General features: G+C 48.1%; 7 protein-coding genes, 1 tRNA gene and 3 rRNA genes. 1 reads left to right on the plus strand and 10 read right to left on the minus strand.

Annotation, left to right across the window (positions count from 1 at the left end; all coding sequences use genetic code 11):
• Positions 1-8: 8 nt before the first annotated feature.
• From radA to NST33_RS27770, 10 genes are all read right to left on the minus strand, one after another.
• Positions 9-1,376: a DNA repair protein RadA gene (gene radA, locus NST33_RS27725; protein WP_036671578.1), complete on the minus strand. Its 1,368-nt coding sequence runs from the start codon at positions 1,374-1,376 to the stop codon at positions 9-11.
• A gap of 272 nt (positions 1,377-1,648) precedes the next feature.
• Positions 1,649-4,111 (minus strand): ATP-dependent Clp protease ATP-binding subunit, encoded by a 2,463-nt coding sequence (locus NST33_RS27730; RefSeq protein WP_221825270.1) that lies wholly within the window; start codon positions 4,109-4,111, stop codon positions 1,649-1,651.
• Between the two features lie 186 nt (positions 4,112-4,297).
• Positions 4,298-5,368 carry a protein arginine kinase gene (locus tag NST33_RS27735; protein WP_221825261.1) on the minus strand — a complete coding sequence of 357 codons (1,071 nt, stop codon included), beginning with the start codon at positions 5,366-5,368 and terminating at the stop codon, positions 4,298-4,300.
• Between the two features lie 28 nt (positions 5,369-5,396).
• A complete protein-coding gene (locus NST33_RS27740) occupies positions 5,397-5,921 on the minus strand; it encodes a UvrB/UvrC motif-containing protein (RefSeq protein ID WP_237178603.1) in 525 nt (174 codons plus the stop codon).
• Positions 5,922-5,952: 31 nt separating this feature from the next.
• The gene (locus NST33_RS27745; RefSeq protein ID WP_036607135.1) at positions 5,953-6,414 is read right to left on the minus strand and encodes a CtsR family transcriptional regulator; all 462 of its coding nucleotides are present in this window, start codon (positions 6,412-6,414) and stop codon (positions 5,953-5,955) included.
• A 461-nt stretch (positions 6,415-6,875) separates the two neighbouring features.
• A complete protein-coding gene (locus tag NST33_RS27750) occupies positions 6,876-8,051 on the minus strand; it encodes a GNAT family N-acetyltransferase (RefSeq protein WP_339305788.1) in 1,176 nt (391 codons plus the stop codon).
• A 179-nt stretch (positions 8,052-8,230) separates the two neighbouring features.
• Positions 8,231-8,347: ribosomal RNA gene (gene rrf / locus NST33_RS27755) — 5S ribosomal RNA — on the minus strand.
• Between the two features lie 143 nt (positions 8,348-8,490).
• Positions 8,491-11,418 (minus strand): 23S ribosomal RNA (locus tag NST33_RS27760).
• Positions 11,419-11,628: 210 nt separating this feature from the next.
• Positions 11,629-11,704: transfer RNA gene (locus tag NST33_RS27765), tRNA-Ala, on the minus strand.
• A 108-nt stretch (positions 11,705-11,812) separates the two neighbouring features.
• Positions 11,813-13,365, minus strand: a 16S ribosomal RNA gene (locus tag NST33_RS27770).
• The 16S, 23S and 5S rRNA genes sit together here with 1 tRNA gene alongside, the layout of an rRNA operon.
• A gap of 711 nt (positions 13,366-14,076) precedes the next feature.
• Between NST33_RS27770 and NST33_RS27775 the strand changes: the two genes are divergently transcribed.
• Entirely contained in the window at positions 14,077-15,456 is a 1,380-nt protein-coding gene (locus NST33_RS27775; protein WP_339305790.1) for a molybdopterin-dependent oxidoreductase, read from the plus strand.
• The last annotated feature ends 1 nt before the right edge of the window (position 15,457 follow it).

Raw genomic sequence — 15,457 nt, forward strand, 5'->3', positions numbered from 1 at the left:
TATGCCCCCTAATCTAAAGCAACCGCTAGTGCATCTGCCACGGTATTCACACCGATCAGTTGTATCCCGCGAGGATGTTTCCAGCCCTTTAAGCTTTTTTCTGGTAAAATAACTCGTTTGAAGCCCAGCTTTGCGGCTTCCTTCACTCGTTGTTCGGCCCGTGATACGGCTCGAACTTCACCTGTCAGACCAATCTCGCCAAAGATGACGTCGTCCGGCTTGGTCGGTACATCTCTCAAACTGGATGCAATACTGACAGCAACCGCTAAATCTACAGCAGGCTCATCCAACCGTACTCCACCAGCCACATTCAGATACGCATCCTGGGTCTGTAAAAACATCCCCATTCGTTTCTCCAGCACTGCAATGATCAGATTTAATCGATGCAGATCTACCCCTGTTGCCATACGGCGGGGAGAAGGGAAATGTGTGGTCGAGATCAACGCCTGCAATTCCACGAGCAGAGGGCGTGTACCCTCCATACTGGCAACTACCGTTGAACCTGCTACACCCAGTGGACGTTCCGACAAAAAGAGTTCGGACGGATTGCCCACCTCACGAAGTCCATCCTCGCCCATTTCAAAAATGCCAATCTCATTGGTTGAACCAAAACGGTTCTTCACCGCACGCAGCAGGCGATACGTATGATGCCGTTCTCCTTCAAAATAAAGGACGCAATCCACCATATGTTCTAACATACGTGGACCGGCAATGGCACCTTCTTTGGTAACATGCCCCACAAGAACAGTTGCAATGCCTCTGCCTTTGGCAATCCGCATGAACCTTGACGTACATTCCCTTACCTGCGCTACACTACCTGGCGCACTGGTAACTTCGGGAAGATATACCGTCTGAATGGAGTCGATGACAAGAAAATGCGGCTGGATCTGATCCACCGCTTCCTCTACACGTTCCATATTGGTTTCACACAGTACATACAACTCGGCAGAGAGTGCCCCGAGGCGGTCTGCCCTCAATTTGGTTTGCTTGACTGATTCCTCACCGGAAACATATAACACACGCAAACCCGAATGCGTCAAAGCATGGGACGTCTGCAACATCAACGTTGATTTACCGATACCCGGATCTCCGCCCACCAGAACGAGTGAACCCGGAACGATTCCGCCACCCAATACTCGGTTCAACTCTCCGATTCCAGTCTGTACACGCGGTTCCTGACCGCTATCTATATCTATGATAGGAAGCGGTTTATCTTTACTGTCAAACAGAGGAGAATTTCTCCCCTGTGTTTTGACCACCGTCTCTGTTTCTTCCACCATTGAATTCCATGACTGACAACCCGGACACTTACCGTACCACTTGGGGGCTTCATAGCCGCATTCCGTACATTGAAACTTGGTTTTAACTTTGGCCACTTCAGCACTCCTATAATTTAGTTTTATAACAGCATTTTGCATTATTCGACGAATTTCACCCAAACTCCCTGACGTGCAGGGTTACTAAAAGTTTACCATTGTTTGAGATTTTTCGTAAAGGATTATCGCAAACTTTACACATGTTCCTGACATAATCATGTCCGTCTTCTGTCCAAAGTGCAAAAAATCCTCCCCGGCCGAAGCCGAGAAGGATTTGATTAAGGATTATGGATCAATACAAGCTGAAGTTTAACTCCAAAGCTTGCTAAATATTATTTAGTTTCGATTTCCTCATTGGACGAAACGACTACGTCTTTTTTCGTAACAGACAGTGCACCGTTCTCTTCGTCGATGAGCAATGAATCCCCTTTGGTTACGTTACCTGTGAGCAACTCTTCGGACAATTTGTCCTCGATATGCTTCTGGATCGCCCGACGAAGCGGACGCGCACCGTAAGCTGGATCAAAGCCTGACTTCGCAAGGAAAGACTTGGCATTATCAGTGAGTTCGAAATCGACCTCATGTTCGAGCAGTCGTTTACGAAGTTCTTCACTCATAAGCGTAACAATTTCAGCGATGTGTTTTTCTTCAAGTGAGTGGAACACGATAATTTCATCAATCCGGTTAAGGAACTCTGGACGGAAGCTTTTCTTCAGCTCATCCATCACTTTCCCCTTCATGTTGTCATAATCTGCTCCTGCATCTACAACTGCAGTGAAGCCCAGTGTAGAGTTACGTTTGATCGCTTCGGCACCCACGTTGGATGTCAAGATAATCAGCGTATTGCGGAAGTCAACGACGCGACCTTTGGAATCCGTCAGTCGACCATCCTCAAGCACTTGTAACAAGATATTGAATACTTCTGGATGTGCTTTCTCGATTTCATCGAGCAGGACTACGGAATATGGTTTGCGACGAACTTTCTCTGTCAGCTGGCCACCTTCTTCGTACCCAACATATCCTGGAGGCGCTCCGACAAGTCGGGAAGTCGAGTGCTTCTCACCATACTCGGACATATCAATCCGGATTACTGCATTTTCATCGCCGAACATCGCTTCAGCCAGAGCACGAGCAAGTTCTGTTTTACCTACCCCTGTAGGGCCGAGGAAAATGAATGAACCCATCGGACGTTTTGGATCTTTAAGTCCCGCACGAGCACGACGAACCGCACGGCTGACAGACTTCACTGCCTCATCCTGACCGATGACACGTTCATGTAGAATAGACTCCAGATTCATCAGACGCTGTGTCTCTTCTTCTTTCAGTTGGTTCACAGGGATTCCTGTCCAGCTGGCTACCACTTGTGCGATATCCTCAGGAGTAACCTCAGAATCGGTGCGACCTTGTTTCTCTTTCCACTGGTTCTTCGTTACATCCAGCTCTTCACGGATTTTTTGTTCCGTATCACGCAGAGCTGCTGCTTTTTCGAACTCCTGACTTTGAACTGCAGCGTCTTTTTCCTTACGGATATCTTCCAGACGGCTTTCCAGTTGTTTCAGGTTTGGTGGGATCGTGTAAGAGTTCAATCTTACTTTGGAACCCGCTTCATCAATCAGGTCAATCGCTTTGTCTGGCAGGAAACGGTCTGTAATGTAACGGTCAGACAGTTTAACCGCCTGCACAATTGCTTCGTCCGTAATTTTCACGCGGTGATGCGCCTCATAACGGTCACGCAAACCGTGCAAGATTTGAATCGCTTCTTCCGGAGAAGGCTGATCTACAGTAATCGGTTGGAAACGACGCTCAAGCGCTGCATCCTTCTCGATGTATTTACGATATTCATCCAGTGTTGTCGCACCGATACATTGCAATTCTCCACGGGCCAGAGCCGGTTTCAAAATGTTAGAAGCATCGATGGCGCCTTCAGCTCCGCCTGCGCCAATCAAGGTATGCAATTCGTCGATAAACAGGACAATGTTACCTGCTTGGCGGATCTCATCCATGATTTTTTTCAGACGATCTTCAAACTCACCACGATATTTGGTTCCAGCGACTACAGAACCCATATCCAGGGTCATTACACGTTTGTCGCGTAATGTTTCCGGAATCTCATTTGCGATGATTTTTTGTGCAAGGCCTTCAGCAATCGCTGTTTTACCTACACCTGGCTCACCGATCAATACTGGGTTGTTCTTCGTACGACGGCTGAGTACCTGGATGACACGTTCAATTTCTTTACTACGCCCAATGACGGGGTCCAGGTTGTTCTCTCTCGCATAAGCCGTGAGGTCACGTGCCAGACTGTCCAGCGTTGGTGTGCTTACATTGGCAGGTGTTCCATTATGACTGGATACAGCTTCACTGCTGCCAAGCAATTGCAGCACTTGTTGGCGTGCTTTGTTCAGGCTAATACCCAGGTTATTGAGCACACGTGCTGCAACACCCTCGCCTTCACGAATCAATCCGAGCAGGATATGCTCTGTGCCTACATAAGTGTGGCCCAATTTACGAGCTTCATCCATAGACAGTTCAATTACTTTTTTCGCACGTGGCGTATATGCAATGTTGGTAGGTTGCTCTTGGCCACGGCCAATCAGCGTTTCTACTTCATCCTGAATTTTTTCCAATCCGAGTCCCAGGCCGATCAGTGCTTTGGCTGCGATGCCTTCGCCTTCACGAATGAGGCCGAGCAAAATATGCTCAGTACCGATGTTATTATGACCGAGACGGACAGCTTCTTCCTGCGCGAGTGCGAGCACCTTTTGGGCCCGTTCCGTAAATCTTCCAAACATCATATCTCCTGCACCTCCATGGTTTTGGATAAAACGAGGGTCATGTAATGAAATAACCGTCGTATTCTTCATATCATTTTTGTTTGCAGCCGTGCTGCGAATAAAGTCATTCGGCAATTCGTACATGCCTTATTATATAAAAGCCGCAATGCGGCATGAAACCATAATTCAATACTATATCAGGCTAAACTAGGACTGCTTCGCTGCATTGATCGTATCACGAATCAACTGAGCACGGTAGATGTCACGCTCATCTGTGCGCATATCTTCCCCGAACGTTTTCTGCAAGAATCCCGGCTGTGTCATCACATTCAACTCATTCATTACCGTAATGGACAGTCCATCCAACAAACCGAGATCCACGCCAAGGCGTACATCCGATAAGCGCTGTGCAGCTTCCTTGGAATCAACAATAGCTGCATGAGACAATATGCCGTAAGAGCGCATGACACGATCCGTAATCCGAAGTCTGGAGTCGGTAATTAACCGTTCTCTAGCTGTACGCTCATGACCTATCATCTGTAATACAACACCATGCAGGTTCTCGATGACTTCCTGTTCGGTCTGTCCCAAAGTAATCTGGTTCGAGATCTGGAACAGGTTACCCATCGCCTCACTGCCTTCACCGTATATTCCTCTTACCGTCAATCCCACTTGGGAAACTGCGGTTAGAATACGGCCTATCTGTTGTGTCATCACCAGGGCAGGCAAGTGCATCATAACCGATGCTCTAACACCTGTACCTACATTAGTAGGACAGCTGGTTAAGTATCCTCTGCGATCATCAAAAGCATAATCCACGTGCGCTTCAAAAGCATCATCTATTGCGGAAGCTTTCTCCCAGGCTTCTTTCACCTGGAACCCCGGATAGAGGCACTGGATACGAAGATGATCCTCTTCGTTAATCATAATACTGACAGACTCATCCTCACTGAGAATAACCGCACCATTCCTGGATTCATTCGCAAGACTTGGACTGATGAGATGTTTCTCCACCAGCACCCGTTTGTCGAGTTCGTCAATATCGATCAGATCCAACGTATGAAAATCCCCAAAGGCATGAACGTCATCGTATTGAAGTACTTCGCTCAGCTTATTCAGCACCTCTTCCGATTGCTCATTGGAAGCCAGCATCGGAAACGGAATATGCTGAAGGTTGCGTGCAATCCGGACACGGCTGCTAATGACAATTTCGGAATCAGCCGCATCACTGCGCATCCAGTCGCTGAGCGCCTTCTCTGTAAAGCGCAGATTAGGCATTACACATCCCTCCTACTCATGACAAACTTTACTCCTGAGCTATTCCTTTTTCAAGTCCTCTGATCTGGTCACGGATCTGAGCCGCCTCTTCAAATTCCTCTTGCGCGATGCTCTCCTGGAGCTCACGCTTCAGATCAGCGATTTGCCGTTTCACCTTGATGCGACCACCAGCTCGTGCAGGCACTTTGCCTACATGGGACGTATTACCATGAACTCGCTTGAACAAAGGATCCAGACGGCTGTCAAAATATTTATAACATGAACTGCAGCCGAACCGGCCTATCTTGCTAAATTGTGAGTACGTCATACCACACTCTTCACATTGAAGTGCTTTTGCAGGGGGTGTTCCTGCCGATCCACTTTTGCTGGCTGGATCAAAATCAAGCAATCCGGACAATAAGTTGTGAATGGAAAACCCACCTGCTGTTCCAGGGATCATTTCCCCTTTTTCACGGGCACATGACTCACAAATATGGAATTCCGTCTTCTCTCCATTTACGATCTTCGTAAAATGAAGTGTCGCCGGACGTTTATTGCATTCTTGGCACAGCATATTGATGTACCTCCTTTGACCCCGATAGTTTTCATTTACCGAGCAAAGATATTAACATCGCCTTCAACATTCTGGCACGAATTTGATCCCGGTAAGGAAGTTTGACTAATATAACCTCTCTAGATACAGCAGCTCGCATCAACCCGGCTTCCCGCTTGCTCAAGAAGCGTGCTTCTTCCAATTGATAGATCAATCCTTCGGCAGCTGTCTGCCCGATCTCTTCACCAATACTATGGTGCAAATGATTATGCAGAGCTGATTGGGCCGGTAATTCAATGCGCTGTATGCGAACATAACCACCACCGCCGCGTTTACTCTCTACCAGGTATCCCTTCTCGAGTGTAAAACGTGTGCTGATGACATAATTGATCTGGGAAGGTACACATGAGAATTGATCTGCCAGATCATTACGCTGAATTTCAACCATTCCTTCGGGACTTTCATGCAAAATACTCTTCAGATATCGTTCGATAATATCAGAGATATTACGCATCCAATCATCCTCCACTGTCTGAAACGTTAAGTCAATAAGGACCCACACGCCCCCACAGAGTACACCTTCTCTACCCATTTAACCAATCAGGGAAACAGCGAATCTTGCTTCCACAGGTGTTAACAGGAGAGCGAAGGAAGCACGAAGGTCCTTTAATATTCCCTTGATCCTCCGATGAAATGAATCCCGTATATTGGCGATCATGCATCAGATTGTAGAAAGAAAGCTACTTAAGTATTAAACCTTTAGTTGACTTTGACTTTCTTTGACTTTATAACCATTATAGCATATTTTGTGGTTTTGCCAAGTGGGGTCACTATTCATTTTTTACGATTTTACACGAAATATTCCCCAGACACAAAAAAACCTCCCCAAAATTGCTGGAGAAGTCCATTTGTCTTTCAATCACGCCGTATTTCTATATAAGCTAATCAAGTTAAATGGAACAGTGGGCATAGTCATCAGAAGAAATCGAGCAAATAGGTTTCCCGTTCAGGAATCGCTTGTTCCAAAGCCTTGATTGCTGTGTTCGGTCCGTGAATTCTTCCGATTCGTGCCATTTCCGTTGGTCTGCGATATCCCATCAGCACCGCGGTAAGGGATTGAATATCCACCTTAATGGTCTGATCATCATTAATTGCCTCCGAAGTTTTCCATATGGACGCTGTTCCGTTCATTGCCACGTTTAATTGCCATACCCCTTCATTCCACGGAGCGTAGGTATCCTCTACCTGTAGAACAATCTGCACCGGTGAGTCCTGGCTTGCAAATGGATACTGAGATATAAACTGCTCTACACTAACGATACGCGCCATAAAATAAGGTACAATCTCCTGCTGAATCCGTGGGTTATCCAGTTGGAAGGCAAGCGTATCACTGGCAGGCGCCTGCAACGTAACTTCCTGGATCATGGAATCATGGTTAGCAATGAAGGTCCACAGCCCTTGCCTCGCCTCTTCATTCAGATAGATGATCTCTTTAATGGTAAATTTATTTTCCTTAACCTCATATAAAAGATAACCTTGTGCTGCATCAGCTTCATCGTAATATACAGCCTTCTGGCTGGTCCCATTAACAAGAACTGAATTCTCCCACCTTGCATCATCCCGAACCAGAGTTCCGTTATAACGCTCAGCATAAGCACTGTATACTTCCTTTAGTATGCTGAGGCCCGGATCCCCACGCCGAATCGTTCCAGGTGTCGCTTTTTTCGAAGGCAAATGAGCTGTAGGCACTTTATAACGTTTAAATTCAACATAAGTCTCCCATCCATACTTCCGATAGAAACCAAAGGAGAATGGATGCAAGAATGATATACTTTGTTTGTTACGATTCATTTCTTCCAACGCATGGTTCAGCAGACCCGCTACCCAGCCTTTGCGTCTATACTCTGGCCAGGTGGCAACACCCGCAATACCGCCCATCTCGAACGATCTGCCATGAATATAGGTTTGAAAAGGAATGATATGAAGTTTGGCTCCTAGCTGCCCATCCTCATATACACCCCATATATCCTGTGACGAAAATTGACTCCGCCGTTTTTCTTTTTGTTCTTCACTCATTACTACTTGAAAAGCATATTCGGAGAGTGCCATCGCTGGTTCAAAATCATCTACCGTCAATTTCTGAATTTCCATGTCGTCCTACACCCCATTCGCTAGAGTTATTATCAATCCAAATCATGGCCTGATATCTGATATATGTACTCTTTAGAGTGTGTCAGAGGATTCTTACAAAGTCAAATAAGAGATGCTTTCGCATCCCTTTAAATAAACAAATAAAAACCACCACCGAATAACATCGGCAGTGGTTCTTCGCTTGGCGGCGTCCTACTCTCCCAGGACCCTGCGGTCCAAGTACCATCGGCGCTAGAGGGCTTAACGGTCGTGTTCGGGATGGGTACGTGTGGAACCCCTCCGCCATCGCCACCAAACGCGATTTGTCGAAGCATAGCTTCTTAAAATCAGATATGGAAATGAAAATCATACACACGTTCTGTGATGTACCGATTTTCATTTCAGAGATCATTCTCTGAAAACTAGATTCGAAACGAAACACGCGAATTATCACTTGCTATTGGATAAGCCCTCGACCGATTAGTACTGGTCAGCTCCATGCATTGCTGCACTTCCACCCCCAGCCTATCTACCTCGTCGTCTTCAAGGGGTCTTACATACTGGGAAATCTCATCTTGAGGGGGGCTTCACGCTTAGATGCTTTCAGCGTTTATCCCGTCCGTACATAGCTACCCAGCGGTGCTCCTGGCGGAACAACTGGTACACCAGCGGTACGTCCATCCCGGTCCTCTCGTACTAAGGACAGCTCCTCTCAAATTTCCTACGCCCACGACAGATAGGGACCGAACTGTCTCACGACGTTCTGAACCCAGCTCGCGTACCGCTTTAATGGGCGAACAGCCCAACCCTTGGGACCTACTTCAGCCCCAGGATGCGATGAGCCGACATCGAGGTGCCAAACCTCCCCGTCGATGTGGACTCTTGGGGGAGATAAGCCTGTTATCCCCAGGGTAGCTTTTATCCGTTGAGCGATGGCCCTTCCATGCGGTACCACCGGATCACTAAGCCCGACTTTCGTCCCTGCTCGACTTGTAGGTCTCGCAGTCAAGCTCCCTTATGCCTTTGCACTCTTCGAATGATTTCCAACCATTCTGAGGGAACCTTTGGGCGCCTCCGTTACTCTTTAGGAGGCGACCGCCCCAGTCAAACTGCCCACCTGACACTGTCCCCGCACCGGATTACGGTACCAGGTTAGAACCTAGATACGATCAGGGTGGTATCCCAACGTTGCCTCCACACAAGCTGGCGCTCATGCTTCAAAGGCTCCCACCTATCCTGTACAGATCGTACCCAAATTCAATATCAAGCTGCAGTAAAGCTCCATGGGGTCTTTCCGTCTTGTCGCGGGTAACCTGCATCTTCACAGGTATTAAAATTTCACCGGATCTCTCGTTGAGACAGCGCCCAAGTCGTTACGCCATTCGTGCGGGTCAGAATTTACCTGACAAGGAATTTCGCTACCTTAGGACCGTTATAGTTACGGCCGCCGTTTACTGGGGCTTCGGTTCACAGCTTCGGGATTACTCCCTAACCACTCCCCTTAACCTTCCAGCACCGGGCAGGCGTCAGCCCGTATACTTCGCCTTACGGCTTCGCACAGACCTGTGTTTTTGCTAAACAGTCGCTTGGGCCTTTTCACTGCGGCCCCCTCGTGCTATTCACACTACCGGGGCACCCCTTCTCCCGAAGTTACGGGGTCATTTTGCCGAGTTCCTTAACGAGAGTTCTTCCGCGCGCCTTAGAATACTCTTCTCGCCTACCTGTGTCGGTTTGCGGTACGGGCACCATCACCTGGCTAGAGGCTTTTCTTGGCAGTGTGAGATCATGACCTTCGCTACTACAATTTTCGCTCCCCATCACAGCTCAGCCTTACAATGTGCGGATTTGCCTACACATCAGCCTCACTGCTTAGACGGACATCCATCAGTCCGCGTCACTACCCTACTGCGTCCCCCCATTGCTCATAACGGCTTACGGTGGTACAGGAATTTCGACCTGTTGTCCTTCGACTACGCCTTTCGGCCTCGCCTTAGGTCCCGACTTACCCTGAGCGGACGAGCCTTCCTCAGGAACCCTTAGGCTTTCGGCGGATCAGATTCTCACTGATCTTTTCGTTACTCATACCGGCATTCTCACTTGTATAATGTCCAGCGCTCCTTACGGTACACCTTCAACCCTTATACAACGCTCCCCTACCCCTGATGCAAAGCATCAAGCCATAGCTTCGGTGGTGTGTTTAGCCCCGTTACATTTTCGGCGCAGAGTCACTCGACCAGTGAGCTATTACGCACTCTTTCAATGGTGGCTGCTTCTAAGCCAACATCCTGGTTGTCTGTGCAACTCCACATCCTTTCCCACTTAACACACACTTGGGGACCTTAGCTGATGGTCTGGGCTGTTTCCCTTTTGACAATGGATCTTAGCACTCACTGTCTGACTCCCGGAAGTAAGTCTATGGCATTCGGAGTTTGACTGAGCTTGGTAACCCTTGCGGGCCCCGCACCCAATCAGTGCTCTACCTCCACGACTCTGTTTTCCGAGGCTAGCCCTAAAGCTATTTCGGGGAGAACCAGCTATCTCCGAGTTCGATTGGAATTTCTCCGCTACCCCCACCTCATCCCCGCATTTTTCAACATGCGTGGGTTCGGGCCTCCAGTGCGTGTTACCGCACCTTCACCCTGGACAGGGGTAGATCACCCGGTTTCGGGTCTACGTCCACGTACTATGTCGCCCTATTCAGACTCGCTTTCGCTGCGGCTCCGGCTCTTCACCTTAACCTTGCACGGGAACGTAACTCGCCGGTTCATTCTACAAAAGGCACGCCATCACCCCTAAAACGGGCTCTGACTTTTTGTAAGCACACGGTTTCAGGTTCTATTTCACTCCCCTTCCGGGGTGCTTTTCACCTTTCCCTCACGGTACTGCTTCACTATCGGTCGCTAGGAAGTATTTAGCCTTGGCAGATGGTCCTGCCGGATTCATACGGGGTTTCACGTGCCCCGCACTACTCGGGATCCGTCTCGGAGGGAACAGACTTTCAACTACAGGGCTTTTACCTTCTTTGGCGGGCCTTTCCAGACCTCTTCGCTTAACCGGTTCCTTTGTAACTCCATGTGAGACGTCCCACAACCCCAAAGAGCAAGCTCTCTGGTTTGGGCTTCTCCGCGTTCGCTCGCCGCTACTGACGGAATCACTATTGTTTTCTCTTCCTCAGGGTACTTAGATGTTTCAGTTCCCCTGGTATGCCTCTACACAACCTATGTATTCAGTTGTGAGTAACTGGAAATTACCCCAGCTGGGTTTCCCCATTCGGACACCCCCGGATCAAAGCTTGCTTACAGCTCCCCGAGGCAGTTTCGTTGTTCGCCACGTCCTTCATCGGCTCCTAGCGCCTAGGCATCCTCCGTGTGCTCTTAGTAGCTTAACCATTTTGTTCCGGTTTCGGTCGTTCGCTTCCCTTGTTTTGCTTGCGCAAAGCCAAAAGTCGCTCTCACCCGATACCATCACAAAAGCAATTCAACTACCTTTATACACTTGACTTGTTTACACAAGATCAGCTTAAAGGAATGTTCTAATTCGCGTTTGTTTCGTTTCGATATCTAGTTTTCAAAGAACAAGCCAAATAGATGAAATTGTTTGGTGGAGCCAAGCGGGATCGAACCGCTGACCTCCTGCTTGCAAGGCAGGCGCTCTCCCAGCTGAGCTATGGCCCCTCAAATTCCATCAAAACTGAACAAATGGATAAGTAACTGTGTTGCTGTTGCAGGTTCTATGAACCTGCGTATTTGAATGTTTCCGTTGCAGGAAACGATTCTCCATAGAAAGGAGGTGATCCAGCCGCACCTTCCGATACGGCTACCTTGTTACGACTTCACCCCAATCATCTATCCCACCTTCGGCGGCTGGCTCCTTGCGGTTACCCCACCGACTTCGGGTGTTATAAACTCTCGTGGTGTGACGGGCGGTGTGTACAAGACCCGGGAACGTATTCACCGCGGCATGCTGATCCGCGATTACTAGCAATTCCGACTTCATGCAGGCGAGTTGCAGCCTGCAATCCGAACTGAGACCGGCTTTGTTGGGATTGGCTCCATCTCGCGATTTCGCAGCCCGTTGTACCGGCCATTGTAGTACGTGTGTAGCCCAGGTCATAAGGGGCATGATGATTTGACGTCATCCCCACCTTCCTCCGGTTTGTCACCGGCAGTCTATCTAGAGTGCCCACCCGAAGTGCTGGCAACTAAATATAAGGGTTGCGCTCGTTGCGGGACTTAACCCAACATCTCACGACACGAGCTGACGACAACCATGCACCACCTGTCTCCTCTGTCCCGAAGGAAAGATACATCTCTGTATCGATCAGAGGGATGTCAAGACCTGGTAAGGTTCTTCGCGTTGCTTCGAATTAAACCACATACTCCACTGCTTGTGCGGGTCCCCGTCAATTCCTTTGAGTTTCAGTCTTGCGACCGTACTCCCCAGGCGGAGTGCTTAATGTGTTAACTTCGGCACCAAGGGTATCGAAACCCCTAACACCTAGCACTCATCGTTTACGGCGTGGACTACCAGGGTATCTAATCCTGTTTGCTCCCCACGCTTTCGCGCCTCAGCGTCAGTTACAGCCCAGAGAGTCGCCTTCGCCACTGGTGTTCCTCCACATATCTACGCATTTCACCGCTACACGTGGAATTCCACTCTCCTCTTCTGCACTCAAGTCACCCAGTTTCCAGTGCGATCCGGGGTTGAGCCCCGGGATTAAACACCAGACTTAAATGACCGCCTGCGCGCGCTTTACGCCCAATAATTCCGGACAACGCTTGCCCCCTACGTATTACCGCGGCTGCTGGCACGTAGTTAGCCGGGGCTTTCTTCTCAGGTACCGTCACCTTGAGAGCAGTTACTCTCCCAAGCGTTCTTCCCTGGCAACAGAGCTTTACGATCCGAAAACCTTCATCACTCACGCGGCATTGCTCCGTCAGGCTTTCGCCCATTGCGGAAGATTCCCTACTGCTGCCTCCCGTAGGAGTCTGGGCCGTGTCTCAGTCCCAGTGTGGCCGATCACCCTCTCAGGTCGGCTACGCATCGTCGCCTTGGTGAGCCGTTACCCCACCAACTAGCTAATGCGCCGCAGGCCCATCCCCAAGTGACAGATTGCTCCGTCTTTCCAGTTTCCTTCAGGCGAAGAAAACAACTATTCGGTATTAGCTACCGTTTCCGGTAGTTGTCCCAAACTTGAGGGCAGGTTGCCTACGTGTTACTCACCCGTCCGCCGCTAACTATCAGAGAAGCAAGCTTCTCTTCAAGTCCGCTCGACTTGCATGTATTAGGCATGCCGCCAGCGTTCGTCCTGAGCCAGGATCAAACTCTCCAATAAAGTATTGAAAAGAGCGATAAGCTCATTTTGAATCTGACGATTCATTTTGAATCAAAAGTTACTATCCATTTGTTCAGTTTTCAAGGAACTTGTATGTCCGTTTATGTTGATGTTTGTCAACCGGACAGGAATCTCATCATATCATGTTAACTAACTTACTGTCAACACTTTGTTTTCGTCATCTTTCAAATGATTATGACAATCATTCGTTTGAAGCGACAAGAAATAATATATCACGTAGTGATTTATTTAGCAAGCATTTTTAATCACCCTTTTGATATCATGATATTTTCATCTACGGTGTCTTGCCTCCAACCTGTATTCGACAGATTAGCACATACTCTGAACAAGTGAAATGCTACCCTAAAAGTGTATTACATATAAAAGAAATAACTCATTTCTATATTACTGCCTTCTATAACCACAAGTAATAATGATCTAGATGAGTTCTAGTTAGAGTAATGATCGTGATAACGATCCTTGCCCTTCTGTTCGTTTGAAGAAAGTGATCCAAAAACTCTATAATAAGGTATATAGATATAGAGATAAGGTTAAGCAGTCAAGTGTACTACTTTCATAAGTAGCCTATGAACAGTCGTATATCCATCTTGCATTGCACCTTTACACAGATCACGCACTCCATTCACAGCTAGCTATTACATATCAAAGTTCTGAATAAACTCATTACTAACCTATATGGGGTGATCGCACTTGAAACAATGGTTGAAGAACAGACGCAAAGGTTACGGCAAAAAGTTAGTTTCCATCCATGCTTGGAATGCCTGGATTGTTGTGATCCTTGCTGTAACAGGTCTTATGCTGGTAGGCGGCTTTTGGCGCGAGATACTCGGAATTGGACGTGTCTGGTTAAAATGGCTACATATCATCATTGGGCTAGCTATGCTGGCACCCGTAGTATATTACTTGATTTTGGCCGGAAAGCACTGGAAACAGCTTCGAAATAGGCCATTGCAAAGGGTGAACACCATCTTTGTTCTTGCGCTGCTGATAGGCTGGCTACTCTCGGGTATTGTATTATGGCAGTTCAAGCTAGCTGGACCTCGATGGTCGAATGCTGCACTTCTGATCCATGACCTGCTGACTTGGGTGGGCTTACCTTATATTATCTATCACTCCATCACTCGGACCAAATGGTTAAAGGACCCTGCACGTCGTGCGGTTAAAACCACTACACCTACAACTTCAACACGAACTCAAAATTCAGCTGATCCATCTGATTCAATATCGGATGAAAAAGAAACTCCGGCTGCTATATCTTCTTCCCAGTTTGATCGCAGTTCCGAGAGAGATCCCCTCAAATCAGAGGAGCGACCTCAGCCGTTGTATACACGACGAGCTTTCATCCGTTCTGCTGTGGGGGTTGGTCTCGCCGTGACTCTTGGTCCTACTTTTATATCCTGGGTAGGACGAAATCTCAAGATCGATAACAGTATTGATAGCATGCTGGAGAACGACCCTAACCGTATGGTTCCTCTGCCACAACCGCTGTCTGCCTCTTCACCTCCCATTGGAGGCGGAGCTGAAGGTCATTTCCGCGTATATACGGTTACGCCTATACCGTCCTTCTCCAATGCTAACTGGTCTTTCCGAATTGATGGACTGGTTGAACGGGCACAGGTTTGGAATTGGGAACAATTCGTGAAGCTGACGCGCACCGTACAGGTTAGTGATTTTCACTGTGTAACGGGCTGGTCTGTATATAAGAATACCTGGGAAGGCATTTCTCTTGCACAGCTTTTGAAACAAGCCGGGGTCAAACCGGAAGCTCACAGTGTGAAATTTTATTCCGGTGATGGTGTGTATACGGATGCCATTACGATGGATCAAGCGCAAATGGAGGATATTATGGTCGCTGTCATGCATGATGGCAAACCCATCCCGGCTGATCTTGGCGGTCCGGTACGGCTTGTCATTCCTCAAATGTATGCCTATAAATCAGTAAAATGGTTGAATCGCATTGAACTCATCGACAGTGAACATATCGGTTACTGGGAAGAACGAGGATATGACAAGGATGCATGGCTTACAGGCGCATCTCAGCGCATCCCTAACAACATTAGTGGATCCTGAT

It is taken from the genome of Paenibacillus sp. FSL L8-0435 (assembly GCF_037965655.1).
Classification (GTDB): Bacteria; Bacillota; Bacilli; order Paenibacillales; family Paenibacillaceae; genus Paenibacillus.